Source organism: Georgenia sp. AZ-5, from assembly GCF_043952095.1.
In the GTDB taxonomy this organism is placed as follows: Bacteria; Actinomycetota; Actinomycetes; order Actinomycetales; family Actinomycetaceae; genus Georgenia.
In genome coordinates this window covers 2,826,960-2,852,469 of sequence record NZ_JBINOU010000001.1, presented here as the reverse complement: position 1 = coordinate 2,852,469, position 25,510 = coordinate 2,826,960, and the positions used below count along the sequence as shown (strand labels likewise).

Genomic DNA, 25,510 nt, shown 5'->3' with positions numbered 1-25,510 from the left:
CTGACGGAGGGGCAACATGACGCTCTCGGCCATGCAAGGACGCAGCAAGGAAGACCTCGTCGACGACGCCGTGAGGTACCTGTGGAGGCACGGCACTCCGATCACGGCGACGCGAAAGGCGCAGGGCCCGATCGCGGTCAGCGGCAGCGGGATCCGCATCACTGACATCGATGGCAACACGTACCTCGACGGGCTCGGGGGCGGCTCGGCGGCCGCGACGATCGGCTACGGGCAGCAGGAGGTCGCGGACGCCGTTGCACAGCAGCTTTCCAAGCTCCATTACGCGTCCGTGCGGACGTACCTCAACGAGCCGGCGATCGAGCTGGCGCGTCGGATCGCCGAGGTTGCTCCCGGTGACCTGGCGACCTCGTTCTTCACATCGTCCGGCAGCGAGGCTGTCGAGACGGCGGCGCAGATCATCAAGGCCTACCACAAGAAGAAGGGCCAGCCGGAGAAGAGCAAGGTCATCTATCGGACGACTGGCTTCCACGGTGTCTCGCTCATCGCCGCCAGCGCTTCCGCCAGCCCGGACTACCGCGACTGGTTCCAGCCGCTCGTCCCTGGCTTCGTGGAGGTTCCGACCTGCTACACCTACCGCCGGCCGGAGGGGCAGAGCGTCGAGGAGTACGCGGCCTCTTGCGCGCAGGCGATCGAGGACGAGATCCTGCGTCAGGGACCGGAGACCGTCGGGGCGATCTTCGCCGAGTCGATCCCGGCCGGCCTGATCCTGCCGCCGCCCGCCAGCTACCTCAAGAGGCTCCGCGAGATCTGCGACCAGTACGACATCGTGTGGCTCGACGACGAGGTGTTTATCGGCTTCGGCCGCACCGGCCGTTACTTCGGCTGCGAGCACTACGACGTCGTGCCGGACATCGTCACCGCCTCGAAGGGCATCACGGGCGGCTACGTGCCGCTCGGCGCCGCGATCGTCTCCCAGAGCCTGATGGAGGTCCTGGTCGACGACGGTGCGGCCGGCCAGGCCAAGGTCCACGGGCACACCTACTCCGGTCATGCGGGCGCGTGCGCCGCCGGCCTCGCCGTTCTGGACATCCTTGCCCGGGACCGGCTCGTCGAGAACGTGGCGCGGCTGGGCGACAAGATGCTCAGCGCCTTCCGCGAGTTCGGGGCGGAGCATCCCCATGTCGGCGACGTCCGTGGGAAGGGCTTCCTCATCGGCATCGAGCTCGTGGAGGACAAGGCGACGCGGAAGCCGTTCCCCGCCGAAGCCGGCATCGGCCGGGGCGTTGTCGCGGCGGCGATGAAGGAAAAGTTCATGCTCCGCTCCGCCCGCGACGTCGTCGCACAGTCCGGAGGCTTCGAGATCGGCGACATCATCACCCTGTTCCCGTCCTTCATTGCGACGGAGGACGAGGTCGATGAGATGATCAGGATCACCAAGCAGGCGATCACCGAGTCGTGCGGGGCGTAGAGCGATGAAGCTCGGAATCGTCGGGTGCGGCCGGATTTACCGGAACCACGTCCAGGCGGCGCGCCTCGTCGAGGGCGTGGAGCTCGTCGGCTTCGCCGACATCGACAAGGAACATCTCCGGGCAGCCGTGGAGCAGTGGGGCCTGCCCGGCTTCACCGACTACCAGGAGCTCGTCGACGCAGGGGCCGAGGCGGTCTCGCTGTGCCTGCCCCACTCGATGCATGCGGACGTGTGCGTCGATCTTGCGCAGCGGGGGGTGCACGTGCTGTGCGAGAAGCCGCTCGCGACGACGCTGCAGGACGCCGACCGCATGATCGAGGCATGTGACGCGGCCGGTGTCCAGCTCGGCGTCGTCTTCCAGCACCGCTTCAACGACAACTCCGTCATCCTCCGGCGGTTGATCGAGGCGGGTGAGCTCGGTGACCTCGTACTCGGGACGGCGATCTTCCAATACCACAAGGCACCCTCGGATGCCGCCTACTTCGCCTGGCGAGGATCGGTCCAGGGCGCAGGCGGCGGGACGCTGGCGAACTTCGGCGTCCACACGATCGACCTCCTGCTCTGGCTGATGGGCGCGGTCTCGGACGCACGTGGGTATGTCGCGACGCTGACGATGGGCACGGAGGTCGAGGACACCGGCGCGGCAGTGCTGAAGTTCGAGAGCGGCGCCCTCGGGACCATCGCCGCCACGCTGGCGTCCTCCGTCGACTTCGAGTCCCGGCTCTGCATCGCCGGGACCGAGGCGACCGCGTGGCTCACGGACAGCTCCCGGCTGGAGGTGCGACGAATCGACGGGCGGCGGGAGACGCACGAGTTCGAGGGCCTGCTGGATGATCCGGCTTTCCCGACGAAGGCCCCGTACGGGCGTGGCCACATCGCGGTCCTGGCCGACTTCGCCGCGGCGGTGCGCGAGGGCCGACCACCCGCCTGCGACGGGCGCTCGGCGCGTCGTACCCAGGCGGTCATCGCGTCGATCTACGAGCAGCAGCGACTCGGCCGGGCCGAGCGGGCGCCGGTGTAGCGATGACCGTCGAGCCCCAGCCCACCGGCGCCCGGCCCTGCCGGATCCTGTTCGTGCCCGACGGCGACGGGGGGCTGCCGGCACCGCTCGCCGACACCCCTCCCGACGCGGTCATCGCCGTACCGCCGAACCCGGTCGACGCGGCCGAGGCCGTCGGCGATCTGGCCGTCATGCTCCGAGACAGGACGGTTGCCTTGACCGGGCCACGTCAGACCCTCCGGGCGCTGATCGGCCATGTCACCGGCGCTGACCCGGAGTGCTTGGTGCTCATGCCGGGCTCGTTCAGCCTGGCCGAGGTCGGGGAGGACTGGCGCGGCGTGCTGCACCTGCTGAACTGGGGCGACTGCCCCGTCGAACCGGCGCCTGAGGATGCCTGCCGCGTCTACCTCATCCGTCACGGACAGTCGATGGTCGTCGAGGACGGTGGCCAGGTCTGGAGCCACCATCCAATCGGTCTGACAGCGCGCGGTCACGAACAGGCGAAACGGGCGGCGGAGAGGCTCCGAGATGTCGCGCTCGCCGCCGTGTACACGTCGGGACTGACGAGGGCGGTTGAGACCGCGGCCCACGTGGCGGAGCCGCACCGCCTGGAGCCGGTTGTGGATGAGGCGCTGCAGGAGATCGCGCTGGGCGACTTCGAGGGCATGACGCTCGCCGCTGTTCACGAGCGCGGTGACGTCCGGTACCTGCCCTGGCTGGAGGTGACGTTCAAGGAGGAGTTCCCGCACGAGGGGTTCCACCATCCGGCGGACCTGGTCTTTCCGGGTGGCGAGAGCATCCTCGGCGTGCATGAACGCGTGCTCCGCGCATTCCACAGGATCGTCCAGGAGCACCTCGGCGAGACGATCGCGATCGTCTCGCACACGTGGACCATCCAGCCCCTGCTGGCGTACATCGCCGGGTGCGACCCGCGTCACTACTACCGGTTCGGCCTCCGCTACGCGACGGAGACGCTCGTCGAGGTCGCGGGCAGGGGGACGGGCAAGCTGCTCAAACTGAACGCCGACCTCGGTCTGGACGAGGTGGCGGGGGGACGGTTACAACAACGGAAGGGCTAGCCATGCGTTTCGTTACCTACGGGATGGGCCGTGAGCGGGTCGTGGGTCTGATTCGTTCCGTTGCCCCTCCCGGCAGCGTTGTGGAGGCGCTGTCCGACTTCCAAGCCGCGAACGACGTCCGTGCCGGCCAGGCGGACGTCGCAATCGGCGTCTGCCAGAGCGGTGCAGGGGGCGCCCTTGCCATCCCCATGGCCTTGCTGGGCGCTGGCTCGTGCGCGCAGCTCTCGACGCCCAGCAAACAACCGACGGGCGAGGAGATCCGCGAAGCAGTCGCGTCCGGCAAGAAGGTCTTCGGGCTCGCGCTCAGCCACGTCGACACCGCGATCCCGACGTTGGTCCAAGCGCTGTCGGCGTCCCCAGACAGGCAGTGACCCAGGCGCCGGCGAAGATGGTGCCCTGATGAAAATCCCCTGGCGGCCGCTCCTCTTCGGCGGCATCACGGCGCTCGCCGCGCTGGCGACGCACCGGGGCTACTCAGCCTTCCACGACGGTGTGAGGCCGTTCGTCCGCGACGTCGCCGAGGGGCGGCAGGAGCGGCCAGAGGCGGCTCGGACGACGTGGGACATGTCGGCCGGCTTCGTCTATCACTACGCCATCCCCACAAGCCTGGCGACCGGCGTCATGGGGAAGCACCTCCTCGGCCTCCCCGCCGACTGGATCGGTATCAGACTGCGCAAGGCTCCCCTCGTGGTGGGAGCCGGCCTGCTGTGGGGCGCTGCAGCCTCGTGTGCGGTCTCCGGTGCACATTGGATCTTTGGCAACCTGCCACGGCCGATCGACTCGGAACTCATCGAGATCGGGCGGCCGCTGCTTGCGATGATGCCGCTGATTCCCGTCGTCGCCGCAGCCTCGCAGTTCGGAGTTCGTCGCGGCGGGCTGGTCGTCGGCGCCGTCACCACGGCTGCATACGTGGCCGCCGCCGTGACCGACCTCGAGGCGGCCCCGGCAGTGGCGTTCGGGATCGGCGCCGTCGTCCACATCATCCTCGCCACCCGCCAGCGGGTGGACGAGCCGCCGCCGCTGCCAGAACCACTCGCGGCCGGCAGACAGGAGGTCCGGCGCGGGACGCTGCCCCTGATGGTCATCGGTGCGCTGCTCGCGGTGGGCACATCGCTCTTCTGGCTGGCCGGCGAGCCGGCGTCGGTGATGCTGGTCGGTCTGGGCCATCCGCTCGAGGCGGCGCTGATCGGTCTCTACTCCTGGATTGGTTTCGTTCCGCTTGTGACGTACACAGCGCTCGCCAGCCGCGCGTACACGTCCGCCGGGATGCCCGATGGCGTGCTCGCCCTCGGTCTCCTGATTCCCTTCGCACCCGCAGCGGCCGTCGCCGGCGCCGCGGGCATGTGGGCGGAGCTGTGGGGCGTCGGCCGCTTCGAGCGACTGATGTCCCGCTACCCGGGCCTCCACGGCGCGGGCGCGGCGATCCGAGACGGGTTGCTGCTCGTATCGGAGATCGCGCTCTTGGTCGGAGGTTTCATCACCGCAAACGCCATGTGGCCGGGCGTCGGACTGTTCGTCGTTGGCGGCTTCTGGTTGCTCAACGAGGTGTCAGGGACGCGGGTGATGCGCGTGGCGATCGGGCCGCTGGCGGCGATCCTGGTCGGGCTGGCCGCCAACGTACGCGTCTGGATCAGCTGATGGAGCTAGCGATCAACCTTCGTCTCCTGGCGTCGCCGCGGGGTGCCGCGGCCACCGTCGACCCCGTAGTCATCCGTCATCCGCCACAGAGAAACAGAGAAGCCTGATCCGCGCGAGGAGTAGGTGCCATGAAAGCCGTACTGCTGCCTGGGGAGCGCCGGGTCGACATCGTTGAGCGCGATGTACCCGTACCGGGCGAGGACGAGGTACTCGTCAAGACCCGGGCGTCCGCGATCTGCCGCAGCGACATGGGCCTGTACACCGGTACGTCAGCGATCGTCGGCGGAGAGGCGGCCGGCAAGGGACTCATCGTGCCGGGCCACGAACCGGCGGGCATGATCGCCGACGTCGGTCCTGCAGTGGAGGGCATGGCCATCGGTGACCGTGTGGCGGCCTACCTGCCCATCGGCTGTGGGCGGTGCGAGTACTGTCGGGCCGGGTACATGATGCTGTGCACTACGTGGCGCTGCCTGGGCTTCGACGTCGATGGCGGTGACGCGGACTACTTCGTCGTACCGGCGGCCAATGCCCTGCCGCTGCCGGATGAGATGTCTTTCGTGGCCGGCGCCGTCATGACCGACATGGTGGGATCGCAGTACCACACCCAGAAGGTCCTAGGCGTCCGGGGCGGGCGCACCATCGCCGTCTTCGGCCTCGGACCGATGGGGGCGGCCGCGGTGCTCGTGGCCAAGGGGTTTGGCGCCGACGTCATCGCGGTGGACATCCTGCCCGAGCGCCTGGAGCTGGCGCGGCGCCTGGGCGCCGACACCACCGTGAACCCCGCCGAGACCGACCCCGTGGCCGCCGTCCGCGACGCCACCGGCGGCCGCGGCGCCGACGTTGCGGTCGACTGCACCGGCGCCCCGCCCGCGCAGAACGCCGCGCTCGACTCGGCGGCCAAGCGCGGCGCCGTGGCCTTCGTGGGCGAGTCCCGCGCCACCCAGATCAATCCGAGCGACCAGATCATCCGCAAGCTGCTCACCGTCGTCGGCGGCTGGTACTTCCCGCTGTACGAGTGGAACGAGATCACGCGGTTCGTCCTCTCCCGGCGCGTGCCCGTGGAACAGCTCGTGACGCACACGTTCCCCCTGGACGACGCCGAGAACGCCTTCGCCATGTTCGACCGGCGCGAGACGGAGAAGGCCGTCTTCGTCTGGCCGGACGGCGCCTGATGACCCGCAGCGACGCCGTGCGCGGCGGGCCGCGCCCCACCCATCCCCACGAATCCACCAGGAGGCGCCCGATGTTCCGCTACACCGCCGAGATCCTGCCGTACCACGACTACCCCTTTGAGACGGCCGTCGCCGAGCTCGCCGGTCTCGGGTTCAAGGAGGTGAACCTGTGGACCTCCGCCGCGCCGCTCGCCCGGCACGTCAACCCCGGGGACGACCCGCACAAGATGCTCCAGGTCCTCGACGGACACGGCATGAAGCCGTGCGGGCTGACAATGTACGGCAAGAACCAGCAGGAGATGCTAGAGCGCATCCAGCTTGCGCACGATCTCGGCATCGACACCGTCATCTTCGACTGCGAGGCCAACTACACCGACTTCGTCTCCACCTTCCTCCCGCCGCTCGTGGAGGCGGGTGAGCGGCTGGGGGTGCGCATCGCCGTCGAGAACCACCTGACCGTGCCCTTCAGCGAGGACTTCGAGTCCGGCGCGAACGAGGAACGCCGGTGGGCCGAGGGGGTCGACACCCTGGCCCAGATCAAGCGGCTGGTGACCGACATCGACCACCCCAACCTCGGCGTGTGCCTGGCGCCGCCCCACCTGTGGGTGATGAACGAGACGATCAGCGAGGCCATCACGTTTCTCGCCGAGCGCAAGCGGCTCTTCTACTACTACATCTGGGACGTCGACCGCGCGTACCGCCGCGGCGTCGACGGGCTGAACTTCGGCCCGGGCGAGAACCAGCTCCCGCGCCCCGACGGCACCCTGGACCACGCGGTCCCGCTCGGCACGCTCCAGCGGGTGGGGTACGAGGGGGCCGCGAGCCTGAAGTGCCACGGCACCCACGGCTGGTCGCTGGAGAAGGTGACCTCCCAGCTGCGCAGCTCCGACGCCTACGTCCGCAGCTGCCTCGAGCGGATTGGGTGGCGCGAGCCGCAGGTGGCCGCGGCCTGAGGGCCGGCGCTCGTGCCGGCTCCCGGCTACGAGCTCCATCGCCATCTGGGTCAAGGCTAGAGACACGCCCGAGCAGAATTCGTGCGGCTCCAGTGGAGGCTTGTGCGCCTCGCCAGGCCCGCCCGCCGTGCCCGTGCACACCACCCCTCGAATGTCGGTGGTCGAACATATGTTCTACGCATGTCGAGGGAGGCGGACGGCGAGGCCCGGGGCGGGGACGCGGACGCCGCGGGGGCGTGCCTGCACTGCACGCTGGGGTGCTGCCGGGTGCATCCGGGCAATGCCCGCAGCAGCGAGCTGGTCGAGCGGGACGTCGCGCCGCTGGCGCGGGACGTGGCGGTGTTCTTCCACGTCGACGGCCCACCCGGGGCGGACCGGGCCGCGGTGGCGGCGCTGCGCGAGCTGGCCCCGGGCCCGGAGCTGGCCCGGGTCCTGGAGGGCGTCGACCTGGGCGCGGTGGACGACTACGTCGCGGTGGAGGTCCTGGCCGGCTACAAGCGCCTGGAGTCCTGGGCCGCGGCCCGCACCGCCCGCACCGCCGCCGCGGTGGCCGCCCGCCCGGCGATGACCGCCACCCAGGTGCTGCCCACCGGGCGGGCCCGCACGGTCAGCGCCGCCGCGGAGGAGATCGCCCTGCGCCTGGGCGTCACCTGCGCCGAGGCCCGGCGCACCATCGCGCTGGGCCGGGCCTTCGGCGGGGCGCTCGCCCCCACCGCCGAGGCGCTGGAGAGCGGGTGGATCGACGCGCGCAAGGCCCACACCATCGTGACCACCCTGCACGGCCACGCCGGCCCGACCGCCTGGGCGGTGCAGGCCGCGGTCCTGCCCGGCGCGGCCCTGCGCACCCAACCCCAGCTGGTGCGGGACCTGACCCGGGCCCTGCTCGCGGCCGACGCCCACGCCGGCGCCGCCCGCGTCGGTGCCGCCCGCGCCGCCCGCCGCGCCGAGCGCCTGCGCCCGCTGCCCGACGGGCAGGCCGCCATGCGCCTGGTCGGCCCCGCCCCCGACCTCATCGCCCTGGACCTGGCCGCCGAGGCCGGCGCCCGCGCCGCGAAGGCCGACGGCGACCCCCGCACCCTGGACCAGCTGCGCTTCGACACCCTGGCCACCCTCGCCGCCCACGCCCTGACCACCGGCTGGGCCGGCACCCCGCCCGCCACGACCCCGGCGGGTCCCCCCGGCCCCGGCCCCGCCGCCCGGGCCCCACGCCCCGGGCACCCGGCCCGCCGCGGGCACCCGGCCCGCCGCCGCGGGCACCGGGCCCGGTCACCCGAGCCGGGGCACCGCGGGCGCGCCGCCCGGCGGGCCGCGCTCTTGCGCCGGCAGGCACGCCGGACGGCGCCGTGCCCCGCCGGCCCCCCGGAAACCCCGGCCGGCATCCCCCTCCCGCCCGCCATGCGCCTGTCCGCCACGCACGCCCAGATCCGGGTCACCGTCCCGCTCTCGGTCGCCATGCCACCACCCGACCCGCCGACCGTCTCCGGATCCGGCGACAGCGTCCCCGGCGCCGCCCCGCCCGGCGCCGCCCCGCCGGGCGCCTCACCGCCGGGCGACCCCGCCGACCTCTTCGACCAGCCCGACGACGACGTCGCCGAGCTCGCCGGCTACGGCCCCATCACCCCCGACGTCGCCCGCGCCCTGGCCGCCGGCGGCACCTGGCGCCGCCTGGTCACCGACCCGCTCACCGGCGCCGTCCTGGACGTCGGCCGCACCACCTACCGCCCACCCGCCGACCTCGTCCGCCACCTCCAGGCCCACGACCGCACCTGCGTCAACCCCACCTGCTCCGTGCCCGCCCACGCCTGCCAGCTCGACCACACCACGCCCTGGGCCCACGGCGGCACCACCGCCCACCACAACCTCGGCCACCTCTGCGCCCGCGACCACCTCCTCAAGACCCTCGGCGCCCTCAAGGTCACCCAGCCCCGCCCCGGCGTCTTCGACTTCACCACCCCCTCCGGCCACCGCTACCGCCGCAACCCGGGCGGCACCATCACCAACCTCGACCACCCCGACGACCCCCCACCCTTCTGACCGGTGGGCACGGCCGGCGACTGCTGGCAGTGCCCACCGGTCAAAAGGCGGGAGAGACGGCGGCTGCGGGGCCGCATCACCGTCACCATCCGCGTGGTTCGGATCTCAGATCTCGACGACCATGACCCGCTGGGGCCCGGCGCTCCCTCCGAGGTACCGCCCGACGTCCGTGAAGCCTCCCGCCCCGTATGCGCGGATCGCCGCCGGGTTCGCCTCGTTGACCGTGAGGAACAGCCGACGTGCCGCCGGCACCACCTCGCGCACCAGGGGTGGCAGGACGCGCACCGCTGCGCGCCCGAGCCCGCGCGACTGGTGGGCTGCGCCGATGTAGAAGGCACGTAGGAGCGCCGCGCCACGCGGCTCGTCCGTGAGGTCGGCGAGGTAACCGACGGCGTCGATGACCCCGAAGCCGACCGGCACGCCGTCGTGCTCCACGGCGAACGGGGTGCGGTGCGGGTCCGAGTCGGCGGCCGGCAGGGTCAGCTCGGCCCGCGAGGAGTACCGCTCCTGCTCCGGCAGCGGGCGGACGGCGACCACGGCCGCACGGCGCGAGAGCGTTCGGGCATCGGTGCCGTCGAGGGGGTGCACCGACGTGCCGGAGGTCTCCGGGGTGTCCAGCCTCACGGCGGCGACGCGCTCGTGCGCCCCGGGGGCGTCGTGTGGGGCGCTCACGTTGGGAGAGGATAGGGGCATGCCCGCGCTCCCCGACGGCGAGACGCCGCCCGACAGCGGCGCACTGCCCGAGTCCGTCGCCGCCGGCGCCGCGGCGCGCGCCCTCGGGGTGTACCTGCACGTCCCCTTCTGCCGCGTGCGGTGCGGCTACTGCGACTTCAACACCTACACGAACGCCGAGCTGGGCGGCGGCGCCAGCGCCGCCGCGTACGCGGACACCGCGCTGCGGGAGATCGACCTCGCGGCAGGGGTGCTCGCGGACCCGGCCCTCGCGGCGGCCGGCATGCCCCAGCGGCAGGTCTCCACGGTGTTCGTCGGGGGCGGCACCCCCACGATGCTGCCGGTCGCCGACCTCGCGCGGATGCTCGACGGCGTCCGGCGCGCCTGGGGGCTCGCGCCGGGCGCCGAGGTCACCACGGAGGCGAACCCGGACTCCGTGGACGCCGCGTCGCTGGCAGAGCTGGCGGAGGCCGGGTTCACCCGCGTCTCCTTCGGGATGCAGTCGGCGGTCCCGTCGGTCCTGGCCACGCTGGACCGGACGCACGACCCGGCCCGCCTGCCCGACGTCGTCGCCTGGGCCCGCCAGGCCGGGCTGGACGTCTCGGTGGACCTCATCTACGGCACGCCGGGGGAGTCCCTGGACGACTGGCGCACGAGCCTGGACGCCGCGGTGGCGCTCGAGCCGGACCACGTCTCCGCCTACGCGCTCGTCGTCGAGCCCGGCACGAAGATGGGAGCCCAGGTGCGCCGCGGCATGCTGCCGATGCCGGACGACGACGACGCGGCGGCCAAGTACGAGCTCGCCGACGAGGTCCTCACCGCGGCCGGGCTGCGCTGGTACGAGGTGAGCAACTTCGCCCGCCTCGACGACGACGAGGCGCCCGCCAGCGCACCCGCCGGGGGGACGCCCCGCCACGCCAGCCGGCACAACCTGTCCTACTGGCGCGAGCAGGACTGGTGGGGCGTCGGGCCCGGCGCGCACAGCCACGTCGGGGGGGTGCGCTGGTGGAACGTCAAGCACCCGCGGGCCTACGCGCTGCGCCTGGAGCAGGGGCACAGCCCGGCCGTCGGCCGAGAGGTGCTCGACGACGGCACCCGCGAGCTCGAGCGGATCATGCTCGGGGTGCGGCTCGCCGAGGGACTCGATCTGGCGCCCGGCACCGGCGCGGTGCCGGCGCGGTACCGCTCCGCCGTCGCCGACCTCATCGGCCAGGGCCTGATCGACTTCGCGGCCGCCCGCCACGGCCGCATCGTGCTGACGCTGAAGGGCAGGCTGCTCGCCGACGCGGTCGTGCGCGCACTGACGGCCTGAGCACCGCCCGCGCGGGCCCGCCGCCGGGCAGACGCGCCCGGTGCGGCCCCTTCCCCTACTCGGGCACCGCCGTGACGAAGTCGATGAGCTCCTCCATGCGCCCGAGCAGGGCGGGGGAGAGGTCCTTGTAGGACCGGACGGTGCCCAGGATGCGCTTCCAGCCCTGGGCGACGTCCGCCTGGTCGGCGTGCGGCCAGCCCAGCGCCGCCAGGGTGCCGTGCTTGATGTCGGTCCCGCGGGGCACCTCGGGCCAGGCCTTCAGCCCCACGCGCTCCGGCCGCACCGCCTGCCAGACGTCGACGTACGGGTGCCCGAGCACCAGCACGTGCCGGCCGGCGGCACCGGACGTCACCTTCGCGGCGATGCGGGACTCCTTCGACCCGGGCACGAGGTGGTCCACGAGCACGCCGGCGCGCCGCCGCGGCCCCGGCCGGAAGTCCCGCAGGACGGCCTCGAGGTTGTCCACGCCGTCGAGCAGCTCGACGACGACGCCCTCGACGCGCAGGTCGTCGCCCCAGACCTTCTCCACGAGCTCGGCGTCGTGGCGACCCTCCACGTAGATGCGGGAGGCGCGCGCCACGCGGGCGCGCTGCTGCTCCACGGCGATCGAGCCCGACGCCGTCAGCCGCCGCCCACCCGCCGTCACCGGGCCCCGCGGCGCGGCCGGCGCCGCGGCGGGCGGCACGAGCCGCACCGGCTTGCCGTCCACCCAGAACCCGGCGCCGAGCGGAAAGGTCCGCGTGCGGCCCTTGCGGTCCTCCAGCACCACGACGTGCATGCCGCCCGACTTCTCCACCCGCACCACCGCGCCGACCCAGCCGGTGTCGACCTCCTCGACCACGAGCCCCTTCTCGGCGGGGGCGTCGGTCGTGGTCGGGCGGTGCGCGTAGGCGCCCGCGCGGTGCGGGTCGGAGGCAAGGACGTCGGATCCGTAGCGGTCGCTCACCCGGGCAGGTTAGGCGCCTGTGGTCACCACCACGGGTCATCGGGCGGGCGTGGCGCGTAGGATTAGCACTCAGGGTGTCCGAGTGCTGACACGCCGGGCCCTCGCCCGGTGACGGCGCCGGGTGACGGCGCCGCGCGGCGGGCGCCCGCCACGGACGGCGGCACCCGGCGCGCGTACAAGGGAGGAGGAGCGATGAGCGAGGAACGGCGACTGGAAGTGCTGCGCGCGATCGTGCAGGACTACGTCGGCACGCGAGAGCCGGTGGGGTCCCGCATGCTCGTCGAGCGCCACTCCCTGGGCGTCTCGCCCGCAACCATCCGCAACGACATGGCGGCCCTGGAGGAGCTCGGCTACATCGCCCAGCCCCACACCTCCGCCGGCCGGGTGCCCACGGACAAGGGCTACCGGGCGTTCGTCGACCAGATCTCCACGCTCAAGCCGCTGTCCGTTGCCGAGCGCCGCGCGATCCAGAACCTGCTGGACGAGGCCGTCGACCTCGACGACGTCGTGGAGCGCACCGTCCGGCTCCTCGCCCACCTCACCCACCAGGTCGCGGTCGTGCAGTACCCGTCCCTGACCCGGTCCGCGCTGCGCCACCTCGAGCTCGTCCCGCTGAGCCCCCAGCGCCTGCTCGTCGTCATCATCACCGACGCCGGCCGCGTCGAGCAGCGCGTCGTGGAGACGGCGCAGGAGGTCGACCCCGGCGTGGTGGCCGAGCTGCGCGCGCGGCTCAACGTCGCCTGCGTCGGCCGCCGGCTCGAGGCGATCAAGGGCCCGCTGGCCGCGCTGCCAGAGCAGTTCGCTCCCGAGCAGCGCGCGCTGGTCGAGGCGGTGAGCGACCAGGTCCTCGACACGCTCCGGATGGAGTCCGAGGAGCGCATCGTCATGGCCGGCACGGCCAACCTGGCGCGCTCCGACGTCGACTTCACCCGCACCATCGGCCCCGTCCTGGAGGCGCTGGAGGAGCAGGTGGTGCTCCTGCGGCTGTTCTCCGAGATGGAGGAGGACACCGTGGCGGTGCGCATCGGCGCCGAGAACCACCACGAGGGCCTCGTGGAGGCGTCGATCGTGGCGAGCGCCTACGGTGGTGAGGACGCGTCCGAGGGCGTCGCCCGCCTGGGCATCCTCGGCCCGACGCGCATGGACTACCCGGGGACCATGGCGGCGGTGCGCGCCGTGGCCCGCTATCTCTCCCGGATCCTCGCCGGATGAGCGCCGGCCTCCACCCGGGTGACCACCCCCGTGCCGCACGGCCTGGCGTCGCGCCGACGTCCGGGCACTATTCACAGACAGTCCCCCAGCAGAGAGTGACGTGGTGAACGACTACTACGAGGTCCTGGGTGTCTCCCGCCAGGCGAGCCAGGAGGAGATCAAGAAGGCCTACCGCAAGCTCGCGCGCAAGCTGCACCCGGACGTCGCCGGCCCCGACGCCGAGGAGAAGTTCAAGGACGTCACGCGAGCCTACGAGGTGCTCTCCAACCCGGAGAAGCGCCAGATGTACGACATGGGCGGCGAGCAGGCCTTCACCGGCGCCGGCGCGGGCGCCGGTTTCGGCTTCCAGGACATCTTCGAGACGTTCTTCGGCGCCGCCGCCGGCGCGCCGCGCGGCCCGGTGCCCCGCGGCCGCCGCGGCCAGGACGCCCTCGTGCGCCTGGACATCGACCTCGGCGAGGCCGTGTTCGGCGCCACCCGCGAGCTCCAGGTCGACACCGCCGTCATCTGCCCCACCTGCAACGGCACCTGCTGCCGGCCCGGCACCAGCCCCCGCACCTGCGAGGTCTGCCACGGCCGCGGCTCCGTCCAGCGCGTGACCCGCTCCTTCCTGGGGCAGGTCATGTCCACGACCGCCTGCAGCGCCTGCGGCGGCCACGGCACGATCATCCCCGAGCCCTGCACCGACTGCGCCGGCGAGGGCCGAGTGCGCACCCGCCGCACCATCCGGGTCGAGGTGCCCGCCGGGGTGGACTCCGGCACCCGGATCCGCATGTCCGGCCAGGGCGAGGTCGGCCCCGGCGGCGGCCCCGCGGGCGACCTGTACATCGAGATCCGCGAGAAGCCGCACCCCGCGTTCGTCCGTCGCGGCGACGACCTGCACTGCACGATGTCCATCCCGATGACGGCGGCGGCCCTGGGCACCGTGCTCCAGCTGGAGACCCTCGACGGCGTCCGCGAGATCGACGTCGAGCCCGGCACGCAGCCCGAGCAGGTCGTCACCCTGCGCGACCTCGGCGTGGGCCACCTCAACCGCGGCGGGCGCGGCGACCTCCACGTCCACCTCGACGTCCAGGTGCCCACCCGGCTCGACGAGCGTCAGCGCGAGCTCCTGGCCGAGCTCGCCGCGCTGCGCGGCGAGGAGCAGCCCGAGCCGCGCCTGGCCGCCAGCGGGTCGGGCATGTTCTCCAAGCTGCGCGACAAGCTCGCCGGCAGATGACCACGGCGGTCTTCCACGCCCCCGGTCTGCTGGGCGCCGCCCGCCCCGGCGCCGTCGTGACGCTGACCGGCAACGAGGCCCGGCACGCCGCCACGGTGCGCCGCATGCGGGTGGGCGAGGAGGTCGAGCTCGTCGACGGCGCGGGGCTGCGCGTGCAGGGCACGATCACCGGTGCGGCCAAGGAGGCGCTCAGCGTCCAGGTCGGGTCGGTGATGCGCGAGCCGGCGCCGCCGGTGCGCCTCGTGCTCGTCCAGGCGCTCGCCAAGGGCGGGCGCGACGAGCAGGCCGTGGAGACGGCCACCGAGCTGGGCGTCGACGCCGTCGTGCCGTGGCAGGCCAACCGGTCCGTCTCCGTGTGGAGCGGGGCCAAGGTCGGGCGCGGGCGCGAGCGGTGGGCGGCGGTCGCCCTCGCCGCCGCCAAGCAGTCCCGGCGGGCGTGGGTGCCGGAGGTCCGCGAGCTCGTGAGCTCCGGCCAGCTGGCCGCCCTGGCGGAGCGGATCGTCGCCGGCGGCGGCGCGGTGCTGGTCCTGCACGAGCGGTCGAGCGTGCCGCTCTCCGCCGCAAGGCTCCCAGGAGAGGTGGCGCCGGCGGGCGATGCCCGCCACGACGGCGACGCCTCCTTCCCGGTCGGGGTCGCGATCGTCGTCGGCCCCGAGGGCGGCATCACGGACGCGGAGGTCGCCGCGCTCGAGGAGGCGGGCGCGCAGACGGTGCTGGTCGGCCCGCACGTGCTGCGGACGTCGACGGCGGGCCCCGCCGCCATCGCCGTCCTGGCGCAGCGGCTCGGCCGCTGGGGGTGAGCCGCCCGGCTCGTCGCGCGGGCACCTCACCGCCCGAGCGAGATGTGTCCCGGTCGTCCGTCCCCTCGGGTGGGGCCCGACGGCCCGGGCGTTTATCCTGAACGTGGCGTGGCAGCAGCCGCGCGACCCGACTTGGAGGAGAGACGAGGGCTCCGAGCCCGTCCCTATGTCGCAGAACCCCCCATCGGCCGGCGGCGTCCACCCCGGCCACGTCCAGCACCAGGTCTCCGTCCCCGAGGACGTGCCGATGGTCGCCCTCCTCGGCCAGCGGGACGAGGTGCTGCGGGCCATCGAGGGTGGCTTCCCCAACGTGGACATCCACGTCCGTGGCAACGTCCTCACGCTGACCGGTCCCGGCGGGGACGTCTCGCTCGCGGAGCGCCTCGTCGACGAGCTGGCCCTCGTGGCCACCTCGGGGCAGCCGCTGAGCGCCGACGCCGTCCAGCGCGCGATCGGGATGCTGACCGCCCAGACGGCCGAGCGGCCCGCCGAGGTCCTGACCACCAACATCCTGTCGACCCGGGGGCGGACCATCCGTCCCAAGACCGTCGGCCAGAAGCGCTACGTCGACGCCATCGACTCCTCGACCGTCGTCTTCGGCATCGGGCCCGCGGGCACCGGCAAGACCTACCTGGCGATGGCCAAGGCGGTCGGGGCCCTGCAGGCCAAGCAGGTGAACCGCATCGTGCTCACCCGCCCCGCCGTCGAGGCCGGCGAGCGGCTGGGCTACCTGCCGGGCACGCTCAGCGACAAGATCGATCCGTACCTGCGCCCGCTGTACGACGCGCTGTACGACATGCTCGACCCGGAGTCCATCCCCAAGCTGATGGCCGCCGGCACGATCGAGGTCGCGCCGCTGGCGTACATGCGCGGCCGCACGCTCAACGACGCCTTCATCATCCTCGACGAGGCGCAGAACACCTCGCCCGAGCAGATGAAGATGTTCCTCACCCGGCTCGGGTTCAACTCCCACGTGGTCGTCACCGGTGACGTCACCCAGGTCGACCTGCCCACCGGCACCCGCTCGGGGCTGCGGGTGGTCCAGGAGATCCTCGCCGACATCGACGACGTCACGTTCTGCCGCCTCACCAGCGCCGATGTCGTCCGCCACCGTCTGGTGGGGGAGATCATCGACGCGTACGAGCGTTGGGACGCCACGGTCGGCGTGCGTGACGCCGAGCTGCGGCGCGCGGGCGAGCGGCGCGAGCGCCGGGGAGGGGTGCGATGAGCACCGAGATCAACAACGAGTCCGGGTACGAGGTCGACGGCGAGGAGTTCGCCGCGCTGGCCCGGTACGTGCTCGAGGAGATGCGGGTCCACCCGCAGGCCGAGCTGTCCATCCTGTTCGTCACCTCCGACGTCATGTCGGAGCTGCACGAGCGGTGGATGGACGAGCCGGGGCCGACCGACGTGCTGTCGTTCCCGATGGACGAGCTGCGCCCCGGCCGGGCCGACGAGGAGCCCCAGCCCGGCACCCTCGGGGACATCGTGCTGTGCCCGGAGGTCGCGGCCCAGCAGGCCCGCGACGCCGGCCACTCCACCGTCGAGGAGCTGCTCCTGCTGACGACGCACGGCATCCTGCACCTGCTCGGCTACGACCACGCCGAGCCGGAGGAGGAGAAGGAGATGTTCGGCCTGCAGCGCCGCCTCCTCCTCACCTTCCTGGCCGGGCGCTGAGGGACCCCGCATGGACGGGATGATCGACCAGGTCCCCGAGGTCTGGATGGCGCTGCTCGCGGTGCTCGGCGTCGCCCTCGGCGCCGTGCTCAGCGCGGGCGAGACGGCGCTGGCGCGGGTGACCCGCGCCGCCGTGGGCGACCTGCAGGGCGCCGGCCGGAAGCACGCCGACGCGGTCGCGTACCTCGTGGACCGTCGCCGCACCGCCCTGGGCGCCGCCGCCTTCGTGCGCGTCCTCGCCGAGATGACGGCCGCCGTCGGGGTCACGCTGCTCGCGGCCGACCTGCTGCCGCGCTGGTGGCAGGTGCTGCTGGTCGCCGTCGCCGCCACCGCGCTGCTGCTCGCCGTCGTCGTGCAGGTGAGCCCGCGCCGCCTGGGCCGGCGCCGGCCCACCCAGGTGCTGCTGCGGCTCGCGCCGCTGATGAAGCTGCTGACCGTGGTCGGCGCCGCCGTGGACCGGGTGGTCCACGCCGTCGTCCCGCGCTCGGCCCGCACCGACGCCGAGACGCTCCAGGCGCGCGAGGAGGACCTGCGCGACATGGTCGACCGCGTCAGCGAGTCCGACCAGATCGAGGAGGAGGAGCGCGAGCTGCTCCAGTCCGTCTTCGAGCTGGGCCGGACGCTGGTGCGCGAGGTGATGGTGCCGCGCACCGACATGGTCACCATCGACGCCGACGAGCCGCTCGGCCGTGCCATCACCCTCTTCACCCGGTCCGGGTACTCCCGCGTCCCGGTGGTCGGGGAGTCCACCGACGACCTGCGCGGCGTGCTGTACCTCAAGGACGTCATGCGCCGGGTCCACCGCCGCAACGACGCCGGCGGGCTGACCGTCGCGGACGTCATGCGCGAGCCCACCTTCGTGCCCGAGACCAAGCTCGTGGACGACCTGCTCCGCGAGATGCAGGCCGACAGCGTGCACATCGCGATGGTCGTGGACGAGTACGGCGGCATCGCCGGCCTGGTCACCATCGAGGACCTGCTCGAGGAGCTCGTCGGCGAGATCGGGGACGAGCACGACCGCGCCGTGCCGGAGGTCGAGGACCTCGGCGACGGCACGGTGCGGGTGCCCGCCCGGATGCCCATCGACGAGCTCGGCGAGCTGTTCGGGCTGGAGATCGACGACGACGACGTCGACTCCGCGGGCGGCCTGCTGGCCAAGGCGCTGGGCAAGGTGCCGCTGCCCGGCGCCGAGGTCGACGTGCTCGGCCTGCACCTGGTGGCCGAGCGGGCCGAGGGCCGCCGCCGGCGCCTGTCCACCATCCTTGCCTCCCGCGAGCCCGCCGTGGAGGACGAGGAACAGTCCGAGCTGGATGACGACGAAGCGCAGGTGCACCGGTGAGCTTTCCCTCCGACGACGAGCTGATGGCCGGCCCCAACGCGCTGGAACCCGAGCTGATCAGGGCGGAGGAGTGGCCCGCGGACTTCCGCGCCGGGTTCGCATGCCTGGTCGGCCGGCCCAACGCCGGCAAGTCGACCCTGACCAACGCCCTGGTGGGGCAGAAGGTCGCGATCACGTCCGGCCGGCCCCAGACGACCCGGCACACCGTCCGCGGCGTCGTCCACCGCCCCGACGGGCAGCTCGTGCTCGTCGACACCCCCGGCCTGCACCGCCCGCGCACGCTGCTCGGCCAGCGCCTCAACGACCTCGTCCGCGAGACCCTCGCCGAGGTCGACGTCATCGTGTTCTGCGTGCCGGCCGACGAGAAGGCCGGGCCGGGTGACCGGTTCATCGCCCGCGAGCTGGTCCAGCAGCGCACCCCGGTGATCGTCGCCGTCACCAAGGCGGACAAGGTGGGCCGCGAGCAGCTGGCCGCCCAGCTCCTCGCCGTCCAGGAGCTGGGGGAGTGGGCCGAGATCGTGCCGGTCTCCGCCGTCCGGGACGAGCAGGTCGACGTCCTGACCGGCCTGCTGATGGCCCGCATGCCGGTGTCCCCACCGCTGTACCCCACCGGCGAGCTCACCGACGAGCCGGAGAACGTCATGATCGCCGAGCTCGTGCGCGAGGCGGCGCTGGAGGGCGTCCGCGACGAGCTCCCGCACTCCCTGGCGGTCGTCGTCGAGGAGATCCTGGAGCGCCCGCGGGAGAAGGGCGACCAGCGCCCGCCCATGCTCGACGTGCACGTGAACCTCTACGTCGAGCGGCCCTCGCAGAAGGCGATCGTCATCGGCAAGGGCGGCGCCCGGCTGCGCGAGGTCGGCACCCAGGCCCGCAGGAGCATCGAGGCGCTGCTCGGCGCGCGGGTCTACCTCGACCTCCACGTGCGGGTGGCCAAGGACTGGCAGCGCGACCCCAAGCTCCTCCAGCGCCTCGGCTTCTGACGCCGCTCCCGCCGCCCCCCAAGCGGCGAGATGTCATCTTTCCTCGAGATGTCAGCGACCAGGGCCCGCCCGTAAGCTCTCACGGACGGACGGGGCCGTCCGTGAGCTCTCGCGGAGAACCTGACATCTCGCGGCGAGAGGAGGGGCAGGCGGCCGGCGTGTGGGCGGCGCCACCGTGGGGCGCCGGAGGGCGGAGCAGGCCACCAACTAACCTGTCCGGGTGAGATACAGGAGGCTGGCCGCCACGATCGTGGTCGTGCTGCTCCTGGGCCTCGTCGGGTCCGTGGCCGGGCCGGGCTGGAACCCGCAGCCGCTGGGGCACACCATCGTGCCGCAGACGCCGGACACCACGATCGGCTCGGACGCCGTCACCCCGCCCGTCGGCACCTTCGAGGTCGCCCACGAGGTCGTGGACGTCCAGGTCGACGACGACGTCACGATCAGGGCCACCATCGCCTCCCCGGTCGGGGCGGGCGGCGACCGTCCCGGCATGCTCTTCATGCACGGAGCCGGCACGGCGACCCACGAGAACTTCGCCGACATCACTACCGACCTAGCCAGCGCCGGGGTCGTGACGATGGTGCCGGACAAGCGCGCCGACACCTACACCACCCGGGACCGCGACTACGTCGGCATGGCCGAGGACTACCTCGACTCCTTCGAGGTGCTCCAGGGCTGGCCGGGCGTCGATCCCGGCCGGGTCGGCGTGTACGGCGAGAGCGAGGGCGCGATGTCCGCGCCGGTCGCCGCCGCGACGGAGGAGGAGGTCGCCTTCGTCGTCCTCGTCTCGGCGCCGGTGGTGCCCATCCGCGAGCAGGGTGCCTTCGCCGCGGACTCCTACCTGCGGGAGGTCGGTGTGCCGGAGCGGGTGCTGCGCGCCATCCCGCGCCTGGTGGGCGGGCAGTTCCCGGGCGGCGGGTTCGAGTACTTCGACTTCGACGTCTCGCCGTACCAGCAGCGGATGACCCAGCCGGTCCTCATGGTCTACGGCACCGGCGACTACTCCATGCCGGTCGTGCAGGGCGCGGAGCAGCTCCTCGCCGACCTGGAGGAGGCGGGCAACGACCAGTACACGCTCCGCTACTACGAGGGCGCCAACCACGGCATCCGGATCGACGGCGAGCTGGCCGGGAACTTCACCGACGACGTCGCCCGCTGGACCTCCGGCCTGCCCGAGACGGCGACGGCGCCGCCGCGCGTCGCCGGCGACGAGCCGGTCCAGGTCTTCCGCGCCGACCCCGTCGACAACCCGCGCTGGTACGCCACCGGTGACATGATCGTCATCGCCTTCCTCGTCGGCGTCGGGCTGCTCGTGCTCGCCCCCGTGCTGTGGGCCGCCGGCCAGGTGCCCCGGCTGCGGGGCCGGGCACCCAGCACGCTGGTGCCGCCGCTGGGCCGGTACGCGGCCGGGCTCGGGCTGTCGACGCTCGCCGTGTGGGTGTTCTACCTCGCCTACATCGTCGGCGTCGCCGACCTCGCGCTGAACTACCGCACCAACGACCTGCTCGTGAACGGCGGCTGGATCGTCGTGCAGCTGGGCGGGGTGCTGGCGGCCGGGATGCTGGTCGTGACGGTGACCGCGGGGTGGCGCCAGCACCGGGCGCAGCGCGGGAGCGCGCCGATGGGCCGGATGGGCTGGGCGACGCTCGGGTGCGTCGTCGCGGGAAGCGTCATCCTGCTCGTCAACGCCGCGTACTGGGGCGTCTACCCGGCCGTCCTCTAGCGGGGACGGCGCTACGGACGGATCGCGCCCGCAGGGCACGCACGTGGCACGCTAGGGGCAGCAGAGGCGGAAGGAATCAGATGGTGACCCAGTGGGGCCTGGCCACCGACACGGGCGGCCGGCGCAGCGCGAACGAGGACGCCGCGCTCGCGCAGCCCCCGGTGTTCGTCGTCGCCGACGGCATGGGCGGGCACGCCCGGGGCGAGATGGCCAGCGCCACCGTCGTGGAGGCCTTGCGCGAGCTGGCCGAGCGGGGCGGCGAGATCGACGCGGCCGACGTCGAGGCCGCGCTCTCCGCCGCCGGCACCCGGATCCGCGAGACCATGGCCGCCGAGGCGGCCTCCCGGGGGCTGGGCGACCCCGAGGCGGTCGCCGGCACGACGGTCGCGGGCGTGGTCCGGACCGTCCAGCACGGCGAGGCCTACTGGCTGGTCCTCAACGTGGGCGACTCGCGCGTGTACCGCTACGCGGACGGCGAGCTGCGCCAGGTGAGCGTCGACCACTCGCTGGTCCAGGAGATGGTCGACGCCGGCACGCTCTCCCGCGCCGCGGCCCGCACCCACCCCCGCCGCAACGTCATCACCCGCGCGATCGGCACCGGCACGGACGTCGAGGTCGACTTCTGGATGCTGCGGGTGCTGCCGGAGGAGCGGCTGCTGCTGTGCACCGACGGGCTCGTGGGTGAGCTCGACGACGAGCAGATCGCCGAGGTCCTCGGCACCGTGGGCGACCCGGCCGAGGCGGCCCAGGCGCTGGTCCGCCGCGCCACGGACGGCGGCGCGAACGACAACGTCACGGTCGTCGTCGTCGACTCCGACGGGCAGGAGGCGGCCGAGACGACGGCGCCGTCCGGCGGCGGGACGGCGCCGGCGGGGGCGTGATGCACGAGTACCGGCCCGGCGCCTGGGTCGCCCTGGTCAGCGACGGCTCCGTGGCGCTGCTGCACCCCGCGATCGGCGCCCGGGTGGCCCGCGAGCTCTGGGAGATCGCCCGCGCCGGCGGGCGCCTGGCCGGGTGGGTCGAGCACCTCGCCCGCGGTGGCATCCGCTCCCTGCCCGCCTTCGCGATGGTCGAGGCGCACCCGGAGGGCCTGAGCGTGCTGGTGCGCGGGGACGCCGCCGCCGTCGTCGGCACGCGGGAGATCAGCGGCACCGGCTACGCCACGTGGCGCGAGGAGGTGCTGCCCGGCGAGGACGGTTTCCGCCTCCGCGGGGCGCCGGGCACGGAGGGGGAGTGGCTCCCGCTCGTCGGCGGCGTCGTCGGCGCGGCGGCGCTGCGGGGCCGCGCCGGTGACGGGCGGCACGCGGGGCTGCGCCTCGCCGGACCGGCGGCGGACGACGACGTCGAGCTCACGCTGCTCCGCTCGCCCGCCCTGGCCGCGGCGCTCGGGCGCGGCCAGGGGCCCGCGCGGGCGGGGCTGGAGGACACCTACGACCCCGACGAGGACGACCAGCCCGCGACGGGCGCCGAAGGGCCGGTCCCGGCACCCGCCCGTCCGCCGGGGCGGCACACGGCCCCCGCGCCGGCCGTGATCTCCGCGGTGCCGAGGGCGGGAACCACCACCGCCGGGGAGCCGCGGGTCGCGGGACCCCGGTACGAGCCGCGGCCGGCCGCCGCCGAGCCCGTGCCGGTGCTGGTGCTGCCGGGCGGCGAGCGCGTCCCCGTGACCGGTCCGGTGCTCCTGGGCCGGGCACCCGAGGCGGGCCGCTTCGGCGGCGACGCCGTCCCGCGCCTCGTGCGCGTGCCCAGCCCCGGTAAGGACGTCTCCGGCACCCACGCCGAGGTGCGGCCCGCGGGGCGGCACGTGGTGGTGACGGACATGAGCTCGACGAACGGCACCCTGCTGCACCTGCCCGGCCAGCAACCCGTGCGGCTCCGCCCGGGCACCGGGGTGCCCGTGCCGCCGGGCGGGGTCATCGAGCTGGGCGCGGGCGTCCGGATCACCGTCGCCGGCGAGGAGGCATGAGCCCCCGCAGGGCGCCGTCCCGGCCCCCGGAGCTCGACGGCTACACCTACGAGCGCCTGCTCGGCTCGGGCGGTTTCGCCGACGTCTACCTCTACACCCAGCACATGCCGCGCCGGCAGGTCGCGGTGAAGGTGCTCACCGTCGACGCCATCCGTGAGCAGGCCGGGGAGCAGCTCGTCGGGGAGGCCGACCTCATGGCCCGGCTCTCCTCGCACGCCTCGATCGTGGCGGTGTACCAGGCGGGCCGGGCCCCGGACGGCCGCCCGTACCTGGTGATGCAGTACTGCCCGCTCCCCAACCTCGCCGAGCGCATCCGCACCCGGCCGCTCGGCGTCCCGGAGGCGCTGAGCATCGGCGTGCGGCTCGCCGGCGCCGTCGAGACGGCCCACCGCGCGGGCATCGCGCACCGCGACATCAAGCCGTCCAACATCCTCACCAACGAGTACGGCCGGCCCGCCCTGGCGGACTTCGGCATCGCCGGGCTCATCGGCGCCACGCGCGAGGAGACGGCGGGCGTGTCCGTGCCGTGGGCGCCGCCCGAGGCGGTCGACGGCCGGCCGGCGGAGGGCGTCGCGGGTGACGTCTACTCCCTCGCCGCGACCGTCTACACGCTCCTCGCCGGCCGCGCGCCGTTCACGCTCCCGGGCGGGCCGAGCTCGCGCCTGGACCACATCACCCGCATCCGGCGCGACCCCGTCCCGCCGCTCGACCGCGCGGACGTGCCGCCCTCGCTGGAGGCCGTGCTGGCGCGCGGCATGGCCAAGAACCCGGCCCGGCGTCACGCGACCGCGCTGGACCTGGGGCGCGCGCTGCAGGTGGTGGAGCAGGAGCTCCACCTGCCGGTGACCGACGTCGACGTGCCCGACACGTCGTGGATGGGCGGGGCGCACGCCCCCGTCGACGCCGAGGGCCGCACCCGCACGGCCGTGCGCGGGCTCGTCGAGGTCCCGGCGTCGGACGTGGCACCCGCGGGCGTGCCCGGCGCCGGCGGCGCCGCCGCGGCGGGCGAGGGCCTGGCCGATGGCCCGGCCGGGAACGCGTCCCGCGGCTCCCACCTGGCGCCCCGGCGCACCGCGCGCCGCGCCGCGACGGCGCTGGGCGCGGCGGCCGTGCTCGTCGCGGGGGCCGCCGTGGCGCTGGGCGCCGGGGTGCTGCGCGGCGAGCCGCCCGCGGGGGCGACGCCGTCGGCCGGCACCGGGATCCCCATCCCCGAGCGGGTGGCGGCGCCGCAGGCGCTGACCGGCACCCGCACCGGCGCGCAGGTGACCTTCACGTGGGCGCCGCCGCCAGGGCTGGGGAAAGTCGCCTACGTCTGGCAGCGCACCGAGCCGGGCGCCGATCCGCAGGTGCACTCCGCGGACGAGCACTCGGTGACCGTCGACGCGCCGGGCCAGGTCTGCCTCGCCGTGAAGGTCCTGATGCCCGACGGCACGACCTCGACCGAGCCGGCCACGGCCTGCGTCGAGGGTGGCACACGCCCCACCCCGCCGGACACGCCGGGCGGGTGACGGCGCGGGGGGAGCCGGTCGTGGTAGTCCCTAGCAAGAACTTCTGCGAGGAGAGGAGGCGGACATGGGGATGCAGCTGGAGTTCTGCGGCGAGTGGTTCCCCCTCTCCGGCGAGGAGCCGTTCGTGATCGGTCGCGAGGGCGTCCTGGAGATCGACGACAACCCGTACCTGCACCGGCGGTTCCTCGAAGTCAGCAGGCACGACGACCTGTGGTGGCTGGAGAACGTCGGCACGCGGCTGTCCGCCACCGTCGCCGACCCGGAGGGCAACACGCAGGCCTGGCTGGCCCCCGGCGCCCGCCTGCCGGTCGTGTACGCGCGCACCACGGTGCTGTTCACCGCCGGGCCGACGACGTACGAGCTGACCCTGGTCAACGACGAGCCGGCGTACCTGCCCACCCGGCCGGCCGACGAGCCGGAGGCGGGCGAGACGACCATCGGGCCGGTGTCGCTGACCGAGGCGCAGCTCCTGCTCGTGCTCGCGCTGGCGGAGCCGGTGCTCAGCGGCCGGGGGAGCACCGCCACCATCCCGACGTCCGCGGTGGCCGCCGAGCGGCTCGGCTGGACGCTCACCCGCTTCAACCGCAAGCTCGACAACGTCTGCGACAAGCTGCACCGCTACGGCGTGCGCGGGCTGCGCGGCGGACCGGGCAAGCTCGCCGTCAACCGCCGCGCCCGGCTGGTGGAGCACGCGGTCGCCTCGCGGCTCGTCGTCCCCGAGCAGCTCCCGCTGCTGGCCGCCGCCCGGGAGGTCGCGGAGGACTGAGCCGGCCCGAATCGGACGGGGACCGTGCGCTAGCATCGCCGTGGCCCCTGCGGGCCTCAGCGAGGCCGCCCACCGGCGGCCGCGA

The 25,510-nt window shown here is 73.7% G+C and carries 23 protein-coding genes; 21 read left to right on the top strand and 2 right to left on the bottom strand.

What is annotated here, in order from left to right; genetic code table 11:
* Positions 1–16 precede the first annotated feature (16 nt).
* From ACF0H8_RS13350 to ACF0H8_RS13315, 8 genes are all read left to right on the top strand, one after another.
* Positions 17–1,429, top strand: coding sequence for an aspartate aminotransferase family protein (locus ACF0H8_RS13350; RefSeq protein ID WP_395289387.1), 1,413 nt, complete (start codon positions 17–19; stop codon positions 1,427–1,429).
* Positions 1,430–1,433: 4 nt separating this feature from the next.
* Positions 1,434–2,450, top strand: a complete 1,017-nt coding sequence (locus ACF0H8_RS13345) for a Gfo/Idh/MocA family protein (RefSeq protein WP_395289386.1) — start codon at positions 1,434–1,436, stop codon at positions 2,448–2,450.
* 53 nt (positions 2,451–2,503) lie between these two features.
* Positions 2,504–3,508 carry a histidine phosphatase family protein gene (locus tag ACF0H8_RS13340; protein ID WP_395289385.1) on the top strand — a complete coding sequence of 335 codons (1,005 nt, stop codon included), beginning with the start codon at positions 2,504–2,506 and terminating at the stop codon, positions 3,506–3,508.
* 2 nt (positions 3,509–3,510) lie between these two features.
* Positions 3,511–3,879 (top strand): DUF2620 family protein, encoded by a 369-nt coding sequence (locus tag ACF0H8_RS13335; RefSeq protein ID WP_395289384.1) that lies wholly within the window; start codon positions 3,511–3,513, stop codon positions 3,877–3,879.
* Between the two features lie 28 nt (positions 3,880–3,907).
* Positions 3,908–5,146: a YhfT family protein gene (locus ACF0H8_RS13330; protein ID WP_395289383.1), complete on the top strand. Its 1,239-nt coding sequence runs from the start codon at positions 3,908–3,910 to the stop codon at positions 5,144–5,146.
* 128 nt (positions 5,147–5,274) lie between these two features.
* A complete protein-coding gene (locus tag ACF0H8_RS13325; RefSeq protein ID WP_395289382.1) occupies positions 5,275–6,318 on the top strand; it encodes a zinc-binding dehydrogenase in 1,044 nt (347 codons plus the stop codon).
* A gap of 71 nt (positions 6,319–6,389) precedes the next feature.
* Positions 6,390–7,271, top strand: coding sequence for a sugar phosphate isomerase/epimerase family protein (locus ACF0H8_RS13320; protein ID WP_395289381.1), 882 nt, complete (start codon positions 6,390–6,392; stop codon positions 7,269–7,271).
* A 180-nt stretch (positions 7,272–7,451) separates the two neighbouring features.
* Entirely contained in the window at positions 7,452–9,305 is a 1,854-nt protein-coding gene (locus ACF0H8_RS13315; RefSeq protein ID WP_395289380.1) for an HNH endonuclease signature motif containing protein, read from the top strand.
* 105 nt (positions 9,306–9,410) lie between these two features.
* Here ACF0H8_RS13315 and ACF0H8_RS13310 read toward each other — a convergent pair whose 3' ends face one another.
* Complete coding sequence (locus tag ACF0H8_RS13310; protein ID WP_395289379.1) at positions 9,411–9,977, bottom strand: GNAT family N-acetyltransferase; 567 nt, start codon at positions 9,975–9,977, stop codon at positions 9,411–9,413.
* A gap of 19 nt (positions 9,978–9,996) precedes the next feature.
* Here ACF0H8_RS13310 and hemW point away from each other — a divergent pair, with 19 nt between their 5' ends.
* Positions 9,997–11,289 (top strand): radical SAM family heme chaperone HemW, encoded by a 1,293-nt coding sequence (gene hemW, locus ACF0H8_RS13305; protein WP_395289378.1) that lies wholly within the window; start codon positions 9,997–9,999, stop codon positions 11,287–11,289.
* Positions 11,290–11,344: 55 nt separating this feature from the next.
* On the opposite strand, the gene ACF0H8_RS13300 is transcribed toward hemW, so the two are convergent.
* On the bottom strand, positions 11,345–12,235 hold the full coding sequence (locus tag ACF0H8_RS13300; protein ID WP_395289377.1) for a DUF3097 domain-containing protein: 891 nt from the start codon (positions 12,233–12,235) through the stop codon (positions 11,345–11,347).
* A 192-nt stretch (positions 12,236–12,427) separates the two neighbouring features.
* On the opposite strand from ACF0H8_RS13300, the gene hrcA reads away from it, so the two are divergent.
* The 12 genes from hrcA (at position 12,428) to ACF0H8_RS13240 (ending at position 25,425) form a co-directional block, all read left to right on the top strand.
* Positions 12,428–13,447 (top strand): heat-inducible transcriptional repressor HrcA, encoded by a 1,020-nt coding sequence (gene hrcA, locus ACF0H8_RS13295; protein ID WP_395289376.1) that lies wholly within the window; start codon positions 12,428–12,430, stop codon positions 13,445–13,447.
* Between the two features lie 103 nt (positions 13,448–13,550).
* Positions 13,551–14,666 carry a molecular chaperone DnaJ gene (gene dnaJ, locus ACF0H8_RS13290; RefSeq protein WP_395289375.1) on the top strand — a complete coding sequence of 372 codons (1,116 nt, stop codon included), beginning with the start codon at positions 13,551–13,553 and terminating at the stop codon, positions 14,664–14,666.
* Positions 14,663–15,466 (top strand): 16S rRNA (uracil(1498)-N(3))-methyltransferase, encoded by an 804-nt coding sequence (locus ACF0H8_RS13285; protein ID WP_395289374.1) that lies wholly within the window; start codon positions 14,663–14,665, stop codon positions 15,464–15,466. The genes dnaJ and ACF0H8_RS13285 overlap by 4 nt, the downstream gene beginning before the upstream one ends.
* Positions 15,467–15,632: 166 nt before the next feature.
* Positions 15,633–16,694: a PhoH family protein gene (locus tag ACF0H8_RS13280; protein ID WP_395289373.1), complete on the top strand. Its 1,062-nt coding sequence runs from the start codon at positions 15,633–15,635 to the stop codon at positions 16,692–16,694.
* Positions 16,691–17,143, top strand: coding sequence for an rRNA maturation RNase YbeY (gene ybeY / locus ACF0H8_RS13275; RefSeq protein ID WP_395289372.1), 453 nt, complete (start codon positions 16,691–16,693; stop codon positions 17,141–17,143). The genes ACF0H8_RS13280 and ybeY overlap by 4 nt, the downstream gene beginning before the upstream one ends.
* A 10-nt stretch (positions 17,144–17,153) precedes the next feature.
* Positions 17,154–18,482 carry a hemolysin family protein gene (locus ACF0H8_RS13270; RefSeq protein WP_395289371.1) on the top strand — a complete coding sequence of 443 codons (1,329 nt, stop codon included), beginning with the start codon at positions 17,154–17,156 and terminating at the stop codon, positions 18,480–18,482.
* 23 nt (positions 18,483–18,505) lie between these two features.
* Complete coding sequence (gene era / locus ACF0H8_RS13265; RefSeq protein WP_395290888.1) at positions 18,506–19,462, top strand: GTPase Era; 957 nt, start codon at positions 18,506–18,508, stop codon at positions 19,460–19,462.
* Positions 19,463–19,682: 220 nt separating this feature from the next.
* The gene (locus tag ACF0H8_RS13260; protein WP_395289370.1) at positions 19,683–21,185 is read left to right on the top strand and encodes an alpha/beta hydrolase family protein; all 1,503 of its coding nucleotides are present in this window, start codon (positions 19,683–19,685) and stop codon (positions 21,183–21,185) included.
* A gap of 80 nt (positions 21,186–21,265) precedes the next feature.
* The gene (locus ACF0H8_RS13255; protein ID WP_395289369.1) at positions 21,266–22,066 is read left to right on the top strand and encodes a PP2C family protein-serine/threonine phosphatase; all 801 of its coding nucleotides are present in this window, start codon (positions 21,266–21,268) and stop codon (positions 22,064–22,066) included.
* Positions 22,066–23,151 (top strand): FHA domain-containing protein, encoded by a 1,086-nt coding sequence (locus ACF0H8_RS13250; protein ID WP_395289368.1) that lies wholly within the window; start codon positions 22,066–22,068, stop codon positions 23,149–23,151. Before ACF0H8_RS13255 ends, ACF0H8_RS13250 begins: the two co-directional genes overlap by 1 nt.
* Positions 23,148–24,659 carry a serine/threonine-protein kinase gene (locus ACF0H8_RS13245; protein WP_395289367.1) on the top strand — a complete coding sequence of 504 codons (1,512 nt, stop codon included), beginning with the start codon at positions 23,148–23,150 and terminating at the stop codon, positions 24,657–24,659. The genes ACF0H8_RS13250 and ACF0H8_RS13245 overlap by 4 nt, the downstream gene beginning before the upstream one ends.
* Before the next feature lie 70 nt (positions 24,660–24,729).
* Complete coding sequence (locus tag ACF0H8_RS13240) at positions 24,730–25,425, top strand: hypothetical protein (RefSeq protein ID WP_395290887.1); 696 nt, start codon at positions 24,730–24,732, stop codon at positions 25,423–25,425.
* The last annotated feature ends 85 nt before the right edge of the window (positions 25,426–25,510 follow it).